Below are 20,905 nucleotides of genomic sequence, written 5' to 3' on the forward strand. Positions count from 1 at the left end.
GTTATAAGATTGATGAGCAGAAATATGAAATCAGTTACCCATCAATTTTCGCACAAATTCATTAATTTGCAAGAGGCCTTGTGATTTTGTTACATCTTGTGTCAGCAGCGGCAGCGCTTCTTCCACTTTTTTCACCAAGGCGCTGCCCACGACAATGCCGTCACAGGTCTTGGCAAATCGGGCATACTGCTCTGGGGTGGAAATACCGAAGCCGATCGCAATGGGAAGATTCGTCGAGGCTTTTACCGTTTGCAGGAACTCATCCACGCCGCTGTGAAACTCCGTCCGCGTCCCCGTCACGCCAAGCGAAGATACACAGTACACAAAACCGCTTGCCCGCGAGGCGATTTTCTGCACCCGCTCCCTGGAGGTCGGAGCTACTAGCGGAATCAAATGAATCCCGTGCTTCTTGGCTAACGCCCGGACCTCTTCATCCTCCTCCATAGGCAAATCCGGAATGATCAGACCGCTGATGTCGCTTTCCTGAAGAAGTGAAAAAATCCGGTCAAGCCCCGTTTGAAGTACAGGATTGAAATAAGTGAACAATATAAACGGCAATTCGCACCCCTCGCTGCGCGCTTGTTTGGCAGCGGAGATGCAATCCAGGATGGTGATGCGGTTCGCTTTCAAGGCCCTCATGGAAGAACGTTGAATGACGGGACCGTCGGCAAGAGGATCCGAGTAAGGTACGCCTAATTCCACCATAGCCGCTCCCGCTTTTTCAAGCTCCTTGATCACATCAATCGAGGTCCGCACGTCCGGATCCCCGATCGTCAGGAAAGGAATAAAGGCCGGTTTTTGTTGCTCCCGCAGTTCGGCAAACTTCCGGTCAATGCGATTCATCGGCATTTCCTCCTAAATAACTCATGATGGCTTCGACGTCTTTATCTCCGCGCCCGGAGAGACTGACAACAATAATTTGATCTTTGCCCATGGCCGGAGCCCGCTTAATCGTCTCGGCTATCGCATGGGCGCTCTCCAGCGCCGGTATGATGCCTTCCTTGCGGCTGAGCAGCTGCAGCGCATCGAGCGCTTCCCGGTCGGTAATCGGGATATATTCGGCACGCCCGGTATCCTTCAGATACGAATGCTCCGGTCCGATCCCCGGATAATCAAGGCCGGCGGAGATGGAATGAGCCTCCTGCACTTGTCCGTACTCATCCTGCAGAAGATAGCTGTAGGAGCCCTGGAATACGCCCTTGCTTCCTTTGGTCATCGTGGCGGCGTGTTTATCGGTCTCCACACCGCGCCCTGCCGCTTCAACGCCGATTAACCGAACGCTCTCGTCATTCAGGAAAGGATAAAACATGCCGATCGCATTGCTCCCGCCGCCTACGGCAGCAATGACCGTATCCGGCAGCCGGCCTTCCCGCTCAAGAATCTGCTTGCGCGTTTCATCGCCGATAATGCGCTGGAAGTCGCGGACCATCATCGGGTATGGGTGCGGTCCTGTTGCCGAACCAAGGATATAGAAGGTATCGTCTACATGGCTGACCCAATAGCGAAGGGTCTCATTGCACGCATCCTTCAATGTTCTCGTGCCCGAGGTGACTGGCACGACTTCCGTGCCAAGCAGATTCATCCTGAATACGTTCAGCTGCTGGCGCTTCATATCTTCTTCACCCATAAACACCTTGCACTCAAATCCCATCAGGGCGGCAACCGTAGCTGTCGCCACGCCATGCTGGCCAGCGCCGGTTTCGGCGATAATTTTGGTTTTGCCCATCCATTTGGCCAAAAGCCCCTGACCGAGCGCATTATTGATTTTGTGCGCCCCGGTGTGGTTTAAATCCTCCCGCTTCAGGTAGATCTTCGCGCCGCCCAAATGCTCCGTCAGACGCCCGGCATAATAAAGCGAGGTCGGCCGTCCGGAATAACGATGAAGCCAATAATTCAGCTCTTCCTGAAATTTCTCGTCTTTGGCATACTTCTTAAAAGCTTCCTCCAGCTCGATCAATGCGTTCATCAGCGTTTCCGGCACATACCGCCCGCCGAATTTGCCGAATCGGCCATACTCATCCGGTCCGTTAAACAATCGATTTCACCCTTTCGACAAAAGTCGTAATTTTTCCGATATCTTTTACTCCGTCGACCTCTACGCCGCTGGACACATCCACACCGTCAGGAGCGTAGCGATCGATCAGCCCCCGTACATTGTCAGGCTGAAGTCCGCCGGCCACCAGAAGAGGAATACCCGCTTCACGGCACCATTGCTGATAGGGAGGAATCGTTTCCCAGGCAAAGGTCTTGCCGGATCCGCCGCCGTACATCGGGTCGAATGTATCCAGCAGCATGCCGTCTACCAAACCGCGATAAGGCTCCAGGCTGCCGCGGACGGACGCTGTTGCATTCTCCGATGACATGGCCGCGGAAATCGCCATCACTTTAAACACTTTGACGCCCGGAAACCATTTTTTCACGGATCGGCAAAACTCCGGGCTCTCCTGGCCGTGAAGCTGAACAACGTCAAGCGCCGCCTCGCGGAGCACGGCTTCCAGCTCATCCAGGCCCGGATTGACAAAGACACCCACGGCCTGCGGCCGGTGCTCCGCCGTCCGGATCGCGCGGAGCATCGCTGCGGCTTGGCCCGGAGTGACCTGACGTTTGCTTCTTGCGAATACAAAGCCGATATAATCAACGGGCAGACCGGCAACCTGCTTTGCCATTTCCTCTGTTTGCAGCCCGCATATTTTAACGCTGACCATCGGATACTTCACTCCTTGACCGCTTCTGCATCGGCGTAAGCTCCCAGCAATCCGTGAACCGCAGCAGATACATCCGGCTGGCGCATAAAATGCTCGCCCACCAGCACCGCATGGGCACCGGCCGAAAGCAGCCAATCGATTTCCTCCGGCTTGGATATACCGCTCTCGCTAACGACGGTAACCCCTTTAGGAATATGCTTTACCAGCTCCTCCGTCGTTGCCAGATCGGTGACGAAGGTTTTGAGATTGCGGTTGTTGATCCCGATCATCGTCGGGTTGAGCTCCAACACACGCTCCAGCTCTTCCCGGTCATGAACCTCGATCAGAACATCCATCCCGAGATCTTTGGCAATCGTATGGAATTCTTTCATTTGCTTCGTCGTCAGTATAGCGGCGATCAGCAGAATCGCATCGGCGCCGATGCAGCGCGCTTCATAGATTTGATGAGGGTCGATCGTAAAATCTTTACGCAATAAAGGCACCTGCACGGCTTCACGTACCCTGGTTAAGTAATCGTTAGCGCCCTGAAAGTACTGAACGTCGGTCAAAACCGAGATGCAATCCGTCCCGGCCTGCTCGTAAGCCTTCGCCAGCCGGACAGGCTCGAAATCATCGCGAATCAATCCTTTGGACGGGGATGCTTTTTTTACCTCCGCAATCAGCCCCATGGAACGTTTGCGTCCGGAGCTCAGCGCCCGCTCAAATCCGAGGCAATCGGGAAGCCCGGCAATGCGCTTCTCCATTGCGGCTATGTTGATGCTCTCTTTCAGCTGTTCAACTTCCCGTTTTTTGGTCATGACAATACGATCAAGAAACATGGCTCACTTCTCCCGTATATTGGACTAACTGCTCCAGCTTTTCCTTCGCTTTGCCGGAATCGATGACTTGAGCCGCCAGCTTCACGCCTTCCGGCAGCGTTTCGCTGAAGCCGGTCACATAGAAGCATGCGCCGGCGTTGGCCAGCACAACATCCCTGCAGGCACCCGGCGCGCCGGAAAAGATGCCGCGGATGATCTCCGCATTCACCGCTGCGTCCCCGCCCACGACGTCCTTGAGGCTGTATACCTTCAGCCCCAGCTCTTCCGGAGTGATTTCAAACGTACGGATGCCGCCGTCCTTCAGCTCCGTCACCTGGGTCGCATCCGAAATGCTGATCTCGTCAAGCCCGTCCAGGCTGGCGACCACCAAGGAGCGTTTCACGCCCAGGGCCAGCATCACATGAGCGATCGTTTCTGTCTTGCCGCGATCAAACACACCCAGTACCTGCCGGTCAGCACCCGCCGGATTCGTGAGCGGTCCAAGCAGGTTGAACACCGTGCGGAAGCCAAGCTCTCTTCTGGATGCAGCCACATGCTTCATCGATTGATGATACAGCTGCGCGAACATGAAGCAAATGCCGACCTCCTCAAGGCAGCGAGCCGCCTGGGTCTCGTTTAACTGGATGTTGACTCCGAGTGCTTCGAGCACATCCGCACTGCCGCTTTTGCTCGACATCGCCCGGTTTCCATGCTTCGCCACCCGGACGCCCCCCGCCGCGGCTACAATCGCCGCCGTCGTAGAGATATTAAAGGTGTCGGCTCCGTCTCCTCCGGTTCCGCACGTATCCAATAAATTCTCCCGTCTCGTTTGTACACGATTGGCTTTGGCGCGCATGGTCTCGGCGAACCCGGTGATTTCCTCAATCGTCTCGCCTTTCATGCGAAGTCCGGTAAGCATGGCTCCGATCTGCGTCGGCGTGGCCCCTCCTTCCATGATGTGAGACATGACATCCCGCGCCTCCGCCCGTGTCAAGTTCGATTGTCCGACAATTTTATGAATCGCTTGCTGTACAGTCAATTGCTGTTGGTCCAACGTACTCGCCTCCCCATGATGGGTCATCCCCATTATGCTTATTGATAATAATCGTGGTTGATCGGCACATATTCGCTCGACTTGGTTGCGAATGCCGCCTCGGCTGTCCGAATCGACTTCAGCAGCGGTTTGGCTTTATTCACCGTTTCCTCGTACTCGTTCTCCGGAATCGAATCCCATACGATGCCCGCTCCCGCTTGTGCATATGCTTTGCCGTTTTTGAAGATGATCGTCCGAATCGTGATGCACGTATCAAGATTGCCGGAGAAGCCAAGATATCCGATCGCTCCCGCATATGCACCGCGCGCTTCGTTTTCCAGTTCCGCGATGATCTCCATCGCTCTCAGTTTCGGAGCCCCCGACACGGTGCCCGCCGGCAGGCAGGAAATGAACGCATCGTAGAAATCCTTGTCGGCGGCCAACTGGCCGGAAACGTTGGAAACGATGTGCATGACATGAGAATACCGTTCGATTTCCATGAACGTGTCGCATTTGACTGTCCCGAATTCCGCTACGCGGCCGATATCGTTGCGTCCCAGGTCGACGAGCATCAAATGCTCCGCCCGCTCCTTTTCATCGGCCAGCAACTCCTTCTCCAGCAGTAGATCCTCTTCCGGCGTCCGCCCGCGGGGACGGGTTCCCGCAATAGGACGGGTCTCCACTCTCTCATCCTCGACCCGGACAAGAAGCTCCGGAGAAGTGCCGACAATGACTTCGTCGTCCATTTTGAGACAATACATATACGGAGACGGATTCATTGTCCGCAGGATGCGGTAAACATGAAGCGGAGATACGTCCGTTTCAATCTCAAAGCGTTGGGAAAGCACCACTTGAAAAATATCTCCGGCACGAATATATTCCTTCGCCCGATTCACATTTGAAATAAACTGCTCCTTCGTCAGGTTGGACTTCACTTCGCCCAAATCGACTTCGTCCGGTATCGCCCGATTCGTCATGGACATGGCGGGCAAAGGACGCTTCAAACGTTCGATCGTGGCATCAATTTTGGCGCAAGCCGCTTCGTAAGCTTGAATAATCTCGCTATCCGTGCCGTGCGGGGGGACATGAACATTGGCGATGATTTTAAGCTGCTGTTTAAAATGATCAAAGACGATGACCTGGTCGCAGAACATAAACTGGATGTCGTTCATTTGCAGGTCGTCCTCCCGGTGCTTCGGCAGCTTCTCATAATACTGCAGCAGGTCGTATCCGAAAAATCCGACCGCTCCTCCCGTGAAGCGCGGCAGATCCGGCAGCGACGGACTCTTGTAATCACGGAGATAAGCCTTCAATACGTCCACCGGCTTCTCCATCGACGTGCTCAGGCCCTCCGGGCCCTCAATCTGTGTCACGCCGTTCTTGGCCCGGATCATCATAAAAGGGTCCGTGCCGATGAAGGAGTATCGCGCCCATTTGACGCCACCCTCAACACTCTCTAGCAAAAACGCCCGATTCTCCTCATAAAAATGCTGAAACACGCGAATCGGCGTATCCGTGTCCGCAATCAAATGGCGAACGACCGGTATCAGGTTATAATCCTTCGCCAGCCGGATGACTTCCTTCACTTCCGGTGTGTACATATCCATCTCTCCTCTTCTCACCTGAGACTTGCATCTGCTCTAAAAAACAAAAAAGCCTCTACATGGAGTAGAGGCGGTCATTCAGCCGATGATCGGTCAAGCCCAAAGTAAACAGCTTTTCAGCAGCACTAAAAAACACGAAGAAACCATGGCTCCCCCTTTAAAACCGTGCCGCAAAAACGCATATTCTCTCTTCGAGCGAAACGCTCACTCATCTCATCTCAACTGAACTCAACTGATCTCTACTCTGCTCTCAAACCAATACTTACACCTTTTACGTTAATACCAACTATACTACCTCTGTTATGCGTTTGTCAATTTGGACAAATCGGGACGGAGCCTTTTGGCCTCCCTCTGAAATACATGCTTGATCTCCGCCTGGCTCTTCTCCGTATTGACCGTCACCATCAGCCGGACGCATTTGGGTAGGCTGCCTTCCACCGGAATTTCCAGCGAGCACATGAGCGGGACTAACTCCCAGCCTTCCATCTGCCTGATGGCCTTTGCCGGAAACGTCGCCGTTAAATCTTGAGTTACCGTGACAAACACGTGAGCAATCTCTTCAGGAATGATTCCGTTTTCCGCAATAATCTCGTTCAAAAGCTCCGTTGTAGCCGATAAAATTTCGTTCTCATCATTATTTTCTACTGTTGTTGCCCCGCGTATTCCCCGTACAAACATAAGTCAGTCCTCCTGTTTCAACTGATCCACGATGTCTCTGACCCATTCCGCGGATACATTTTTATTGATCTCCACCTTGCCGATGTCCGTAGGAACGATGAAGACCATCTTGCCTTCCTTGAACTTCTTGTCATACATCATGGCCTTCATGATTTCATCCGTATCCATATGCGCAGGCACGGCAACCGGCAGACCGAATTTCTTGAAAATCCGCTTCGTCGTCGTATAAATATGCTCCGGGTTGCCCAATCGGACGGACAGCTTCGCCGCGCCCACCATGCCAATCGAGATCGCCTCGCCGTGCAGAAGCTCGTTATAACCTGCAACCGCCTCCAACGCGTGTCCGATCGTGTGTCCCAGATTGAGGATCGCTCTCAGATCATTCTCGCGCTCATCCTGCGATACGACGGCCGCCTTCACGCTGCAGCCCTTGTACAAACCATATTGCAGCGCCTCCGGGTCCAAACCGATCAGCTTTTCCGCATTGTCCTCGCACCAGGACGTAAACTCCGCATCCCAGATTAGACCGTGCTTGATCATTTCGGATAAGCCCGCACGCACATCCCTATCCGGCAGTGTACGCAGTGTAGCTGTATCGTACAAAACCATTTCCGGCTGATGGAATGCGCCGATGATGTTTTTCGCCAAAGGATGATTGACCGCCACTTTTCCGCCTACGCTGCTGTCATGCGCCAAAATCGTCGTCGGAATTTGGATGAAGCGGATTCCCCGCATATAGCTCGCCGCCGCAAAACCGGCCAAATCGCCGACCACGCCGCCGCCCAGCGCAATCACCGATGAATTCCGGTCAAGCCCTGCTTTGAGACAGGAGGTAATCACCTCCTCCAGTACCGCTAGCGACTTCGATTTCTCCCCGGAAGCTACAATGTGCGAAGCCGTCTTGAACCCGGCCCGTTCCAGCTTCCGGATGACGGGCTCCAGATGCTTCTTCGCCACATGCTCATCCGTTACGATCAGCAGCGCGGAGCGTTTGCTTATTCCATGCTTTTCGAAATACGAGTCAATATTCTCCAAAATCCCTTCACCGATATAGATCGGGTAGGATCGTGCTCCCAAATCAACCGTAAGCTCTTTTATCATATCCGGTTCTCCCGATTAATAGCTTTTCGTTTGTTCCAAATAGCTTTCATAGTTCCTGCGGATTTCTTCGATGGAATCGCCGCCGAACTTCTCCAAAAACGCTCTGGCGACTTCCCAAGCGATCACATTCTCCATGATGACGCTCGCCGCAGGCACGGCGCAGGTGTCGGAGCGTTCTACCTGTGCGGTAAACGATTCTTTCGTATCGATATCGACGCTTTGCAGCGCCTTGTACAGCGTCGAGATCGGTTTCATCACTCCGCGCACGACAATCGGCTCCCCTGTCGTCATCCCGCCTTCAAAACCGCCGGCACGGTTACTGGCCCGGCAGAAGCCGCGCGCTTCGCTGTACATGATTTCATCATGAACCAGGGAGCCTCTGCGCTTCGCCGCTTCGAAGCCGATCCCGAATTCGACGCCTTTGAACGCTTGAATCGACAGCACCGCCTGCGCGATCCGTCCGTCCAGCTTGCGGTCCCATTGGACATGGCTGCCGAGACCGACCGGAACGCCTTCGATAATGCATTCTACAATGCCGCCAAGCGTATCCCCGTCTTCTTTTGCCGCATCGATGGCCGCAATCATCCGGGCTTCCGCTTCTTTATCCGTCACACGCACCGGAGATTCCTCGGTGATCCGGATCAGGTCGTCAATCGGCATGTCTTGGCGCTGCACCTCGACATCGCCGATACGGATCACTTGACCGGCCACTTTGATGCCGAATTCCTTCAACAGCTCTCTGGCTATGCCGCCGATAGCCACGCGCATCGTCGTCTCTCTGGCGCTGGAGCGCTCCAAAATATTGCGCAGATCGCGCTGATTGTATTTCAAACCGCCATTCAGATCGGCATGTCCGGGACGCGGACGGTTGACCCGCCGTTTGGTTTCATCCGAGCCTTCGATCGGCTCGATGTTCATGACAGATGTCCAGTGCTTCCAATCGTTGTTCTCTACGACCAGCGCAATCGGAGCTCCGGTCGTTTTGCCATGGCGAACGCCCCCGACAATAGATGCGGTGTCTTTTTCGATTTGCATTCTGCGCCCGCGGCCGTAGCCTTTTTGCCGTCGGGCAAGCTGATGATTGACCGCCTCGAAATCAATGGACACATTGCTTGGGAAACCTTCGATAATCGCCGTCAGCTGCGGCCCGTGCGTCTCTCCTGCTGTTAAATATCTCACTTATTAGTCCCCTTTCATCCTATCCCATGAAAGCATAAGCCTCAGCGCGCTTAGTCGCTTTAGCGCTTTTATGTACTCCATTCCTGTGCTAATTATAGTATAGGTGTCTGCCTTTGACAAGAAACGCCCCCACAAAAAAAGAAACGCCGTCCTTTGGCATGATGCCAGTCAGACAGCGCCTCTTTCTTGATTCGGCTGGTTTAGCGCCAGCCGTTTGCGGGTTGTTTATTAAGTACGGAAGAGCCGTCCTTATGCTCGGGCTCGCCGACCAATCCCAGAATTTGAACCGAATCGATTCCCAGGATTTGCGCGCATTCCTGCATCGTAATAAATCCACGGCGGTACGCGGTAATGACCTTTCGTTTATCCATGTGTGTCCTCCAGCATGCTTTGCAAGCAAGCACAGCTTTCAAAAGCAATTTATTCTTAGTATGGAACAACATGGAAGCGATTATTCACTTACGCCATCTTCCGGTAAAAAAACGTATCCGCCGTTTCCAATCCATACTGGCCCGGACTGAAAATTTGCTCGGTGCTGCCTACAAACAGAAGACCGCCAGGCTTCAAAGCATGGGCAAACTTCTGATAAAGCATATGTTTCGCCTCTTCCGTAAAATAAATCATCACGTTGCGGCAAACAATCAAATCAAACTGTGTATCGAACGTATCGACAAGCAAATTTTGCTTTTGAAAACGGACCGCCTTTTTCAGCGATTCGTCAATATGATAAGTCATTTGGTCCTGACGATAATATTTGCGCAAATATTTTTTCGGCACATCCTTCACCGAGCGGTCGGAGTAGATCCCCTTCTTCGCCTTATCCAGCGCGCCTTCGTCGATATCGGTGGCCAACAACTGACTGTTCGAAAGCGCCCCCAGCTCCGAGAGAATCATCGCCAGCGTGTAAGGCTCCTCGCCGGTGGAACAAGCGGCGCTCCAGCATTTAAGCCTATCGGTTTTGCGAAGCATCTCCGGCAAAAAGCGCTGTTCGAGCACCTCCCACCGGTTCGCGTTGCGCCAAAACTCGGATACATTGATCGTCATCCGGTCCAAAAATTCATGGAATAAAGCCTTGTCTTTGCTCATTGCATCAAAGAATGCCGCGAAGGTGGAATACCCTTTTTTCATCCGCAGCGTGGTAAGACGCCGCTTCATCTGAGCTTCTTTATACTGCGCCAGGTCTATGGACGTATAGTCCTTCACCTTCTTGATAAACAGCAGAAAATCCGTATCCTCCATGACGCCATCCCGTCCTGTCAAATCTTCTTTTGTATTGATTGATTATAGCTAAGCAATGCTTCCGCCCTGTAAAAATGGGCAACCTCCCGCTCGCCGCTCTCCGGCTTAACCATGGCAAACGATTTTTCCATTTTCCTGTCCCCTCATGCTCTAATAAGAACGGTTCCCCACAAAATGCGCAATGTTGACCAAGTCTCTTTTGGCTTGTATATCGGGCAACCCTTCCAGGGAGCGAATGGCCTTGTTAATGTAGTGAGATACCATCGCCTCTGCACGGGTTACGCCTTCACTGGCGCGGATCATGTTCAGAAAATCGGTGACGTCGGTTTGCCCGTCGGAGGCTTCAATTCTTTCCAATTCACGAAGCAGAACCGGACGAAGCGCGGGATTTTGCAGAGCAAAGATAACCGGAATCGTAATATTCCCCTGCTTGATATCGCTTCCGGGAGGCTTGCCGATTTCCTTTTCGGTACCGCAAATATCAAGCAAATCGTCGCGTACCTGGAAAGCCATGCCGACATTGTAGCCAAAATTAAAAAGCTGCTTGGCCGTTTTCTCTGATGCTTGTGCCGCGATCGCCCCCAATTGGCAGCTGATGGCCAGAAGCAGCGCAGTTTTTCGTTTGATCCGGAGCAAATAATCCCTTACCGTTTGTTCCGTATGAAAGAACATACGGATTTGCTCCATTTCGCCGATACTCATTTCCACGAGAGCTTTGGACATGATCTGATGAATGGACGGTTCGGAAAGCCGGGTCACAATCGTCAAGGCTTTGGCAAAAATGTAATCCCCAGTATACATTGCAATACGATTATCCCACTTCGAGCGCACCGTCAGTTGACCCCGTCTCGTTTGGGCATCATCAATCACATCATCGTGCACAAGCGATGCCATATGAATCAGCTCCAGCGGTACCGCCACATGTTTGACCCGCTCCAGATCGTAATTTCCGAACTTGGCTCCCAGCAGGACAAATACCGGACGAATCCGCTTTCCCCCTGCCTTAAGCAGATGTAAGGAAGCCTCGCGAAGGATCGGATGCTCCACGTCGATGCTTCGCTCCAGCTCCTTCTCGATAAAGCTGATATCTTTTTGAAATTTTGCATAGATATCCAAAAGTCTCATTCCGTCACCCGTACTACAGAATTGTCATTCCAAATGTTCAGCGACACCTCCCGATCCAAAAAACCGAGCTCCGCCGCATAGCGATAATATAATTTAAGTCCCTCCTGCTGCTTAGGGCCGAACTCATAGCTGAGCGTAGAAAAATAATGCCGCCAATAAGCTTCCGTACCCCCGATTAACGCCTGCGCGTCCTGCACAAGTCTTGTCAAATCGGCCAGCGATTTGCGTTTGCTTTCCATAAAAGCATCAAAGATGCGCCGGATCTGCTCAGGCTGCTGCTCTACCGTCTGTCTCCGAATCGTGCAAACGGCAAAAGACATCCATTGGCCGGTTAATCTCGTCCATTCCGCCCCCAGATCGGTAACGAGACACCCGCTGTCTTCCCAACTGGCGCGGATCGCATGATCTCCGATAAGCAGCGCGGCATCGGCCGTTCTCATCATCGGCCTCAATTCGGGTAACGCATAAACGTAATTCGGTTCGAGCCCGTAAAATTTGGTCAAAATGATTTTGAGCAGGTTCACCGATGTAGCCGAGGTCGTAGGAAGCGCGATCGTCGCTTTCCCGAGCTCTTCCAAAGGCTTGCGGTGAAACAGCAAAATGGAATTTACATGACTGAATGCGCTGACGGACATATGGGGAAACAGCATATAATTCTCGAAATTTTCCCCGTAAGCAAACGAGGAGATCGGACCGATATCGATTTCCCCTTTTGCCATGGCACGGTTCAGCTGAGTCGGAACTTGCTGAATAACCTCCAGCTCGCTGCCGAAAGAGGAGAACGGGAAATAATAAAAGAGCGGCCATACATTGGTAAAGTCAATGCGGCCGATACGGATCGCCCGATGTTTCTTTGTCATGTCTGCATACCCCATCTTTTATACAATTGATGTTCGATTTCCATCGTGTCCAATATTTTTCCTACAACAAAATCAATCATGTCGTCAACCGTTTGCGGACCTTGATAGAACGCCGGCATCGCCGGAATCATTCGTACGCCCAGCCGGGACAGCTTCAGCATATTTTCCAGGTGAATCGCATGCAAGGGGGTTTCCCTGGGCACCAAAATCAACTTGCGGCCTTCCTTCAGCATCACATCGGCCGTCCGCTCCAGCAGATTGTCCGATGCGCCGTTGGCAATACCGGATAGCGTCCCCATCGAACAGGGGACAATCACCATGCCTTTGGTCAGGAACGATCCGCTCGCCGTCTTGGCGCCGATATCCTGGTTAGGAACGTATTCATAGGAACCGGCAGACCCGCCCAAATGTTTCTTCAGGCTTTCCTGCCTGCGCCCCGCATCCCAACCCAACTCCTCTTTCAATACCCGCCATCCGGCATCCGTAATCACGAGATGCAAATGCTCGCCTCGTGACAGCAGAAAACGGCATAACCGGACGCCGTATGCTGCACCGCTTGCGCCCGTAATGCCGATTACCCAAGGTCTGCTCATCCCGTATTCACCACCAAATCGATTAGCGTAAATACAAATAAAACGATGCTCAAGGTGCTGTTCATTGTAAAGAACGCCGTATTCAGCCTTGTCATATCCTTCGGATTAACGATCAGATGCTCGTACATCAAAAGGGCATAGGAAATCAATACCCCGACCAAATACACCCACGTCAATTCGGTCAAAAAAAACAGGCCGATGAAACCTGCCGCAGTGATGATATGAAACCAGCGTGCAATTTTGAGCGCTTTCGGTATGCCGAACCGGCTCGGAATAGAATGAAGCCCTTCCTCCCGGTCGAACTCGGCATCCTGGCAAGCATAAATCACATCGAAACCGGCCAGCCAAAATACGATCGCCACATAAAATACCAAAGACGTCAGCGTAATTTCACCGGTTACCGCCACCCATCCGCCCAAAGGAGCAAGCGCAACGGTCATGCCCAATATAATGTGGCATGCCCAAGTGAACCGTTTCGTATAAGAATAAATGACAAGAAAAAAAACAGCGACCGGAAGCAGCTTAAAAGCCAAAGGACTCAATTGCGAAGCCGCCCAAAACAGCAAAATAAATGAAACGAGAACAAACAAAACCGCTTCCTTCGAGGAAATAAGCCCGGCCGGAATCGCCCTCATCGCTGTACGCGGGTTTTTGCCGTCAAACACTTTGTCGATCACCCGGTTGAGTCCCATCGCTGCGCTTCTGGCTCCGATCATCGCAAGCAGAATCCAACCGATCTGCCCCCATGTCGGAAGCTTGCCCAGCATGACCACAGAACCAAGCAGCGCCCCCATGAAAGCGAAAGGAAGCGCGAAAAGCGTATGCTCGATCTTGATCATTTCCATATAAATTTTGGTCTTTCTCCACAGCATGTCGTTATTCTCCCCCAGCTCCGATTGCCGCTTGCGGCTTCTTGCCCATATGAAGGGCCGCAATGCCCCCGGTAAGAGGATAAACCTCAACGTCCGTTAGACCGGTTGTCCGGAATATCTCTGCGAGCTGCTTATGATCCGGAAAGTGAACCAGGGACTCCGGCAGCCATTTATACTGCTCATAGCGTTTTACAATCAATTTTCCGAGCAGCGGCAAAATCTTTTGAAAATAAAAATAATAAATCGATTTGAACGGCTGCCAAGTCGGTTTGGAAAGCTCCAGCGAAACGACCAGCCCTCCGGGCTTGACCACCCGCTGCATCTCTTCAATGACCTTAACCAGATCCGGCACGTTCCGAAGCGCAAAGCCGATGGTCGCATAGTCGAATGTGTTGTCCTCAAACGGAAGTTCCATCGCGTTGCCGCGAACAAGACGGATCTGCTTGTCCAGACCCAGCCGTTGGATTTTCTCCCGGCCCACATCAAGCATATTTTGGCTGAAATCGAGTCCGACCATTGCCCCCGTCCCGCTTGCTTCCGCCAAACTGATCGTCCAGTCACAGGTGCCGCAGCATAAGTCAATCGCCGTGCTTCCCGGCCGCACATTCATCTTTTTCATGGTAAAGCTTCTCCATGCTTTATGCCGGCGAAAGCTTAATATGTCGTTCATCAAGTCGTATTTGGGCGCGATGCTCTCAAATACGGAGTGAACGAATTGTTCTTTGGATTTGCTTTGCATTCCGCTTGTCACCTCAAATTTCCTGCGTCGCCCGCGGTCCTGATAAGTAGCTGCGAAAAGATTCACCAATCGAGCTGAGTTCCTTCCCGAGATTCTCCGGCTGAATCCCCTGCAGCTTTTCCTGCAATTCCTTAAAACAGGCGTCAAGCAATTGGTACAGCTGGGAGGTCACTCTGTATTTCAACCAAATCGAACGAAGCTTCGCCTGATCTGCTTCCTCATGCTCAAGCAGCTTTTTCTCTTCCTTCGTCCCCCATTGCAGCACATGCCAAAAGCCCCAGCTCTCTCTGTAATGCTGGGACGTTTCGGAGCGGATGATCTCTTGCAGCAGCACTTCGCAGCGGGTAAACAATCTCAGAATCTCCGGCCAAATACCGTAAAACCGCTCTTCAAGCAGAGAAGAAAAGGATAAGAACAATTGTGTTTTTACTTCAACCATTTGGCGGATGTATTCATCAGCCGTCAGCTTGAGCTGCTTTTTCATCAAGTACAAATTCATTTTTAACCGGTTCACTTCACAAATCCCCCTGGAAAGCATACCGACCAAATCGATTTGTCCTGCATGCGACAGCAAGTAATAAAACCGGCTGCTGAAATAATCACCGGCCAGCACTTTAAGCTGTCTGGAACGGCTCTCCGCCTGTTCCTTCACATCATTGTTGACGCTGACCATGTCGTGTGTATCCATTCCGATTTGAACAAGTGAGGTCACCAGCGTAAACAGTTCGCTTTGTTGGGCCAACGCACTGTGTTTATCAAGAAAAGCATACAGCAGCCGACTGCGAAATTCGGGAAAACGAGGCAGATCCGTATGCTTTTGAATCATGTCGTACTCCAAATATTTTGCAGCGATCTCCGGAATCCGATAAGAGTTCATATGTAAGCCTCCGAACGAACGAAAAATAACTCAATCTTTCTCCATCTGAATTAGTATAGCATAAAGTGGTTTTTTTCGCATGTTCCAGGATCAGCTTTTTTCTAAAAACCGTGCCTTCCATTTCGGAGCATAGGTCATTCTATAATGCGCATCGAGAAACTGCTGCAATTCATTCGCGTTTTGCGGACGAAGCCCCGATTCGTTCGCAAGCCATTTCTCACGTCTTGCATCGGCGGCAACGAGCAGACCGGGACTTCCGCTTCCCTCCTGCGAGCCGTCCAATACCCGAATCAACACCTGATATATATTGGTTGACGAACCGAACATCACCTTGGGAATTTCATACAAATCTTCGAAAATATCTGCTTTCTCCGTCGATTTAACGGAAAGCAGATCAATGGAAACGATCGCATGGTTAAGTTCCACACGCCGGATTCTCTGATGCAGCTGCATTTTGGATACGACATCCACAATGTTGGCCTCGGAGACCGGCTGTGCCTGTACAGAACGAAACACGCTGACGGTGGCATCCAGCTTGGACAAGTAAGACAACCCGGCGGCAACTGCGACCGATACCGCTGTCATGAGCAACAGACGAGGAATCCATTTCACTATGCCTTCTTCCTCCTTTAGACGGCAGCCCCGTCCAAATCCATGTCTGTTATCATTGTACAACGAAAAAAAGCAGGCTATGCCTCCGCCTGCCCGAAAAATTATTCCTCCGTATCAATTACGCCGTACTTTGTCATAATCTTAGCCTTGCCGCGGATTTTGACCGCCGACGTATGGTCTGTAAACTGGGCAATCATGACCTCGCCTTTGTCCAGCTTCTCCGTATGATGAAACCGCGTATCCTGCCCTCTCGTAAGTCCAATCACCTGCACTCCGTTATCCATTGCTTTCACGATAAAATAATCATTGTGGTTCGTTTCCATCCGTCATGTCCTCCCGCACTTATGCTTAGATAACCCTAATCATGCAGAAAAAACTTGCCAATGTCAACTTTTAAGAGAAAGGCTGTGTTAAATTACATGGTTGATATTCGGCAGGCACAACATTTGTCCTATTGACCGGCCGTTTTAATGAGGCTGCAACGAAGGAGTTGCAGAGCATTATTGGGGTTGGTTCTGTTATTTTGACAGCAAGGAATAGAGAATACAACGTCGAATAAGGCTCTGCAAATTTCTGAACGAACAGAAGGGGATCATGGTTATGCTGAAATGGCAGACGAAATGTTAAAGCTTGCATCAATCCAGCCCGGATTTCTGGGAGTGGAAAGTGTCCGGGAAGGTTTAGGCATCACGATGTCTTATTGGGATTCTCTCGAAGCTATACAGCAATGGAAACAAAACGAGAGACATCTAATTGCACAAAGTAAAGCAAGCACGAATTGAGTCTTGCAGTTGGGCTGCCTTTATTCAGGCAGCCATCGTTTTGTTTTGAAAGGGGTCTTTATTCGTGTAAAATCCTTTGAGACGGCCCGGAACCAGCCTGACCGCCAAGTGAATCAACAGATCCGCCAGCTTCACCACCCCATATGCAAAGGCCATTCCGGCAATGACGTCGAGCACCCAATGTATCTGAAGGTACATGGTAGAGAAGATGATCGCCGAACAATAAGCAACCATCGTATATTTGAACAGGCGGTCCTTCTCGCGGAGGGCCAGAAGCAACATTGCAAACGAAATCGAAGTATGCATGCTCGGAAAACAGTTCATGACGTTCATAAGCAGGTCATTTTGCGTTGCAAACTGCCGGCTGAGCAAATCGGGCTGGCCTTTGACCCACCATACTTCCCGAAGCAGAATCAAATTGTAGAACGGCAGGATCAGCGGGAACTGCAATAAATGGCCGGAAAGTGCATACGACAGCATTTTTTTAACACTTCTCGTCCAGAAGCTGCGGACAATGCAAATCCATAGGGAAAGCACAAATCCGTAATTATAGATCCACACCATAATCCGATCTGCAGCCGGGTGGTGAAAGTGTCTGGCCCATGCGGCGTCGTTCAGCGGAATACTTCGCATAAAGGCATCCCAATTCCATGGATGACGATTGTTTTCAAACATCCAGTTGGCAATTTTCCACCACAATCCATTCCCGGATCCATAGAAATAATAGAAAATGCCAAGCAAAGGAATCCCCACAACAAAAAAACGCTTCCAATCCATGTCCACTTGATCTTTGCGTACACCCATCAAGCAAATGAGAAGAAGTACCCAACAGCCGAAGCTCCAATTGCCTATCACCCCGATTCTCCATACCAAAAAAATCGAGGCCAGAATACCGTACATTTCCCAATCTTGTGATGCCATCCATCGCTTCCACTTTACTGACATATTGTGGTCTTCCCCTCTTGCATGTGCTATGAAATTGTTTGTGTTTAGTCCTGAACTAAGACGAGATTAGTATACCAAAAAGAACAAACAGTGTCTTCATGAAATTTTAATAAATGACCGTTGTTATTACGCTATTTCTCCTGCAGCTGAAAACTTTTTTGGGAAGAAAAAAAGATCGCTCCAACATCATTGGAAACGATCTTTGCTAATAATCGGAGTAGCGGGATTCGAACCCACGACCTCACCCACCCCAAGGGTGCGCGCTACCAGACTGCGCCATACCCCGGCATCATCGCGCTGCCTTACGTTCAAAAACGCTTGTCGGACAAGGTATTCTGCATTTTCATATTCACCCGCCCTTTATTCGGCGAGATTCATTATAGCACGTAGCCGCACACCCATGCAATACTAAAACGCGCACTCATGCGAAATAAATATTATTCTGCGAAACATGGCGCAATCCACACTAGTGACCCTCATGAATGTGGCGCGGCGGGTAAGTTATGGTAAAATATGACTCGAAGAGATTCTAAAGGGGGAGCCTTCTTATGGACAATTTAAGAACCTTTTTGCAAGAAAGCGGAGTTCAATTTGAAATCATTCATCACGAAAAACAGATTCGTACTGCACAGGAAGGCGCGGATTTTTTTGGAATTGAAACAGGTCAGACAGCACCTGCATTAGTTCTCAAGTCGGAAAAAGGCTACTTTGCGATGATTGTTTCCGGAAGTCGTGGGCGTGTAGATTTAGAAGAAGTGTCGGGAATTCTAGGATGCCATCAATTGAAAATGGCTAGCCCAAAAGAAGTCCGAGAGATAACTGGATACACTGTTGGCAGTGTCTCTATCGTGCTTTCTTTGCCTTGTATCGTTGATAGAGGACTTTTCCGTTATCCATTTATTTATGGTGGTACGGGAGAGCCGACGTCGACACTGAAAATAATCCCAAGTGCTTTGGAAAAACTAAATCAAGTTGTTGCTTATTTGGATTAAGGTGGTGGCAATTCCATGAAAATTTCACTTCTATTTTAGTACCGCGGTGCTGTATAACGGACAAAGATTTCGTAATAAATCGTACTGGTCTGTTTCTCATTTGAACAATCCGTTTTTGATGACTGGAAGCCGTTTTTCCTTCTTGTTCACCGTCTGCTCTGAAGCCGCTATTGCCGATTTCAAGCATAGCGATGCCCTCCATTCATTCTCAATACATCAGAGATGGAACATCACACTTAAGGAATAAGGATGATGTTCTTATTCACCGATTCAAACCGCAAATCTATAGCTGGTCAAGTTTAAACGTACGTAATCTGCGGTAAAACGTACTCCGCGGCAGGGCCAACAGCTTCGCGGATTTGGATACATTTCCTCCCGTCTGTTCCAGCGCCCATATTATCTGGTCTTTTTGAACACGCTTCTGGTAGTTTAAAGCCGCCGGGTCACGATTCGGCGATTCCGCAAAATCCGGGTTTTCTCCGCAGTCGGATGCATTTCCGAACAAAGAACGGATATCCAGGCCGGAAAGATTCTCTCCCCTGGACAAAACGGATAACCGCTCCAAAACATTGACTAGCTCTCTGATGTTGCCCGGCCAATGGTATCGCATCATCGTTTGCATCTGGTCCACAGTCAACTGAATGGACCAACGGTTATTTTTACAAATATAGCTAACCAGATGAGGGATATCCTCCCGCCGGTCGCGCAGCGGAGGTATAGTGATGGAATACACAAACAATCTGAAATACAAATCTTCTCGAAATGCTTTTTTTCTGACCAGTTCCCGAAGATCCTGATGCGTTGCTGTGATCAATCTGAAATTTAACGGGATCACTTTATCACCGCCTACCGGTGTAATCTCCCGCTCCTGCAAAACACGTAAAAGCGCGACCTGCACTGCGGGCGAAATCTCCCCGATTTCATCAAGAAACAGCGTTCCGCCATTGGCCTGCTCGAATTTTCCTTTGTGTCCATTGCGTTTTGCCCCGGTGAACGCTCCTTCCACGTAACCGAAAAGTTCGGCCTCCATCAACTGCGGCGCAATGGCGCCGCAGTTTACAGCAATGAACGGAGCATCCTTGCGCAAGCTGTTCTCGTGTATAGCGCGGGCGATGACTTCCTTCCCTGTTCCGGTTTCGCCGTTCAGAAAAACCGTGGTATCGGTGGGTGCAACTAATTCCATTTCCCGCAGCGTACGCGAAAACGCTTTGCTCGAGCCGGATTCCCCCCGGAAAATAAAGCCTGTTCTCCGTTGTTTCTCGACCGTGAACTGCTGATGACCAACCGCAAAATAGACGGAATATCCAATGATTCTGCCGTGGTTCGCAGAGGATATGGGAGTCCTGTATAACTCCTTGTAGCCTTCCTGAAGGATATCGTCCACCTTCAACCTGCTGTGAGGAGGAACGGAAAATTGAAGTTCATTACTGGTTAAAACGACTTCCTGCTTATTCGTGCACACGGCGACCAACCCGCCGCTTTGAATGCGGCCAATAGAATGTTGAAGCAGCTCGATCTCATCGTTTTGTTCTGCTATTTTACATTGCTGTTCAATGTTATAGGCTATCGATACGACCAGCCCAAAAGTGTAGTGGTGGAAACGATGCACGGGGCTTGTAACGTTCAGGATGCCGATTAGCGTACCCCCTCCATCATATATCGGGGCAGCGGCACAGCAGCAATGGTGGTAAGCACTCGAGTAATGCTCGGTACCGTTTACCAATAAAGCCTCCCCCGTGCACAGTGCGGTAGCAACGGCATTCGTGCCAACATCCTCCGTCCATCTTACGCCTCTAACGATGTTGGACTTCTTTGCCATTTGCAGGGTTTCCGGGTCTCCCTCAAGCTCAAGAACGCAGCCGCTAGAATCGCTTAATAATACGATGGAGCCCGAACCTTCTATGATCCCGCATATTTTCTGCATATACGGTATCGCAATGTCGATCAAGGCCGCATTCTTTTCCTGCTGTTGGATGAGTAAATCACCGGCAAGGATCGTCTTGCATTCGGCTGCGGACGGATTCACTCCTGCTTGTTGACAGCGGAACCACGATTCCGAGATGCGCTTGCTTATTCTGGACCTATCCATTACTCCTTCTCTGACAAAGCGATCCCATATATGGGTTGTGACTTTATCGTTAATCATTGACCATCCCCCTACCTGGTATAATT

At 50.8% G+C, this 20,905-nt stretch carries 23 protein-coding genes and 1 tRNA gene; 2 read left to right on the top strand and 22 right to left on the bottom strand.

Annotated features, from left to right (window positions below):
- Positions 1–30: 30 nt before the first annotated feature.
- The 19 genes from trpA to mtrB all read right to left on the bottom strand — a co-directional run bounded on the left by trpA (position 31) and on the right by mtrB (position 16,337).
- Positions 31–843, bottom strand: coding sequence for a tryptophan synthase subunit alpha (trpA, locus tag IJ22_RS11080; protein WP_062408850.1), 813 nt, complete (start codon positions 841–843; stop codon positions 31–33).
- Positions 830–2,035, bottom strand: a complete 1,206-nt coding sequence (gene trpB / locus IJ22_RS11085) for a tryptophan synthase subunit beta (protein ID WP_062408851.1) — start codon at positions 2,033–2,035, stop codon at positions 830–832. The genes trpA and trpB overlap by 14 nt, the downstream gene beginning before the upstream one ends.
- On the bottom strand, positions 2,028–2,705 hold the full coding sequence (locus tag IJ22_RS11090; RefSeq protein WP_062408852.1) for a phosphoribosylanthranilate isomerase: 678 nt from the start codon (positions 2,703–2,705) through the stop codon (positions 2,028–2,030). Before IJ22_RS11090 ends, trpB begins: the two co-directional genes overlap by 8 nt.
- Positions 2,706–2,713: 8 nt before the next feature.
- The gene (trpC, locus tag IJ22_RS11095; protein ID WP_054818290.1) at positions 2,714–3,523 is read right to left on the bottom strand and encodes an indole-3-glycerol phosphate synthase TrpC; all 810 of its coding nucleotides are present in this window, start codon (positions 3,521–3,523) and stop codon (positions 2,714–2,716) included.
- Positions 3,513–4,583, bottom strand: a complete 1,071-nt coding sequence (gene trpD / locus IJ22_RS11100; protein ID WP_418007106.1) for an anthranilate phosphoribosyltransferase — start codon at positions 4,581–4,583, stop codon at positions 3,513–3,515. Before trpD ends, trpC begins: the two co-directional genes overlap by 11 nt.
- Positions 4,584–4,594: 11 nt before the next feature.
- A complete protein-coding gene (gene trpE, locus IJ22_RS11105) occupies positions 4,595–6,136 on the bottom strand; it encodes an anthranilate synthase component I (protein ID WP_054818288.1) in 1,542 nt (513 codons plus the stop codon).
- A gap of 303 nt (positions 6,137–6,439) precedes the next feature.
- Positions 6,440–6,817, bottom strand: coding sequence for a chorismate mutase (gene aroH / locus IJ22_RS11110; RefSeq protein ID WP_062408854.1), 378 nt, complete (start codon positions 6,815–6,817; stop codon positions 6,440–6,442).
- A gap of 3 nt (positions 6,818–6,820) precedes the next feature.
- Positions 6,821–7,918: a 3-dehydroquinate synthase gene (gene aroB / locus IJ22_RS11115; RefSeq protein WP_054818287.1), complete on the bottom strand. Its 1,098-nt coding sequence runs from the start codon at positions 7,916–7,918 to the stop codon at positions 6,821–6,823.
- A gap of 15 nt (positions 7,919–7,933) precedes the next feature.
- A complete protein-coding gene (gene aroC, locus IJ22_RS11120; protein ID WP_062408855.1) occupies positions 7,934–9,097 on the bottom strand; it encodes a chorismate synthase in 1,164 nt (387 codons plus the stop codon).
- A 200-nt stretch (positions 9,098–9,297) separates the two neighbouring features.
- Complete coding sequence (locus IJ22_RS26550; protein WP_171005810.1) at positions 9,298–9,468, bottom strand: hypothetical protein; 171 nt, start codon at positions 9,466–9,468, stop codon at positions 9,298–9,300.
- Positions 9,469–9,556: 88 nt separating this feature from the next.
- On the bottom strand, positions 9,557–10,336 hold the full coding sequence (locus IJ22_RS11125) for a CheR family methyltransferase (RefSeq protein WP_062408856.1): 780 nt from the start codon (positions 10,334–10,336) through the stop codon (positions 9,557–9,559).
- Between the two features lie 150 nt (positions 10,337–10,486).
- On the bottom strand, positions 10,487–11,461 hold the full coding sequence (hepT, locus tag IJ22_RS11130; protein ID WP_062408857.1) for a heptaprenyl diphosphate synthase component II: 975 nt from the start codon (positions 11,459–11,461) through the stop codon (positions 10,487–10,489).
- Positions 11,458–12,321 (bottom strand): menaquinone biosynthesis protein, encoded by an 864-nt coding sequence (locus IJ22_RS11135; protein ID WP_062408858.1) that lies wholly within the window; start codon positions 12,319–12,321, stop codon positions 11,458–11,460. Before IJ22_RS11135 ends, hepT begins: the two co-directional genes overlap by 4 nt.
- Entirely contained in the window at positions 12,318–12,914 is a 597-nt protein-coding gene (locus IJ22_RS11140; RefSeq protein WP_054818284.1) for a UbiX family flavin prenyltransferase, read from the bottom strand. The genes IJ22_RS11135 and IJ22_RS11140 overlap by 4 nt, the downstream gene beginning before the upstream one ends.
- On the bottom strand, positions 12,911–13,783 hold the full coding sequence (locus IJ22_RS11145) for a UbiA-like polyprenyltransferase (protein WP_062410955.1): 873 nt from the start codon (positions 13,781–13,783) through the stop codon (positions 12,911–12,913). The genes IJ22_RS11140 and IJ22_RS11145 overlap by 4 nt, the downstream gene beginning before the upstream one ends.
- A gap of 7 nt (positions 13,784–13,790) precedes the next feature.
- Positions 13,791–14,525, bottom strand: a complete 735-nt coding sequence (locus IJ22_RS11150) for a demethylmenaquinone methyltransferase (protein ID WP_062408859.1) — start codon at positions 14,523–14,525, stop codon at positions 13,791–13,793.
- Between the two features lie 13 nt (positions 14,526–14,538).
- Positions 14,539–15,402, bottom strand: a complete 864-nt coding sequence (locus IJ22_RS11155) for a heptaprenyl diphosphate synthase component 1 (RefSeq protein ID WP_062408860.1) — start codon at positions 15,400–15,402, stop codon at positions 14,539–14,541.
- A gap of 90 nt (positions 15,403–15,492) precedes the next feature.
- Entirely contained in the window at positions 15,493–16,014 is a 522-nt protein-coding gene (locus tag IJ22_RS11160) for a hypothetical protein (protein WP_062408861.1), read from the bottom strand.
- A gap of 101 nt (positions 16,015–16,115) precedes the next feature.
- Positions 16,116–16,337, bottom strand: coding sequence for a trp RNA-binding attenuation protein MtrB (gene mtrB, locus IJ22_RS11165; protein ID WP_054818282.1), 222 nt, complete (start codon positions 16,335–16,337; stop codon positions 16,116–16,118).
- A 240-nt stretch (positions 16,338–16,577) separates the two neighbouring features.
- Between mtrB and IJ22_RS26730 the strand changes: the two genes are divergently transcribed.
- Complete coding sequence (locus IJ22_RS26730) at positions 16,578–16,796, top strand: antibiotic biosynthesis monooxygenase family protein (RefSeq protein WP_375162515.1); 219 nt, start codon at positions 16,578–16,580, stop codon at positions 16,794–16,796.
- A gap of 24 nt (positions 16,797–16,820) precedes the next feature.
- Here the strand turns inward: IJ22_RS26730 and IJ22_RS11175 are convergent, their stop codons facing one another.
- Together IJ22_RS11175 and IJ22_RS11180 are read right to left on the bottom strand one after the other, a co-directional pair.
- The gene (locus IJ22_RS11175; protein WP_074726809.1) at positions 16,821–17,741 is read right to left on the bottom strand and encodes a phosphatase PAP2 family protein; all 921 of its coding nucleotides are present in this window, start codon (positions 17,739–17,741) and stop codon (positions 16,821–16,823) included.
- A gap of 212 nt (positions 17,742–17,953) precedes the next feature.
- Positions 17,954–18,027, bottom strand: a tRNA-Pro gene (locus IJ22_RS11180).
- Positions 18,028–18,289: 262 nt separating this feature from the next.
- Here IJ22_RS11180 and IJ22_RS11185 point away from each other — a divergent pair.
- Complete coding sequence (locus IJ22_RS11185) at positions 18,290–18,733, top strand: aminoacyl-tRNA deacylase (RefSeq protein ID WP_054818278.1); 444 nt, start codon at positions 18,290–18,292, stop codon at positions 18,731–18,733.
- Positions 18,734–19,016: 283 nt separating this feature from the next.
- On the opposite strand, the gene IJ22_RS11190 is transcribed toward IJ22_RS11185, so the two are convergent.
- Positions 19,017–20,879 (bottom strand): sigma-54-dependent Fis family transcriptional regulator, encoded by a 1,863-nt coding sequence (locus IJ22_RS11190; RefSeq protein ID WP_062408863.1) that lies wholly within the window; start codon positions 20,877–20,879, stop codon positions 19,017–19,019.
- Positions 20,880–20,905: the final 26 nt, after the last annotated feature.

Origin of the sequence: Paenibacillus naphthalenovorans (assembly GCF_001465255.1) — a bacterium.
GTDB lineage: Bacteria > Bacillota > Bacilli > Paenibacillales > NBRC-103111 > Paenibacillus_G > Paenibacillus_G naphthalenovorans.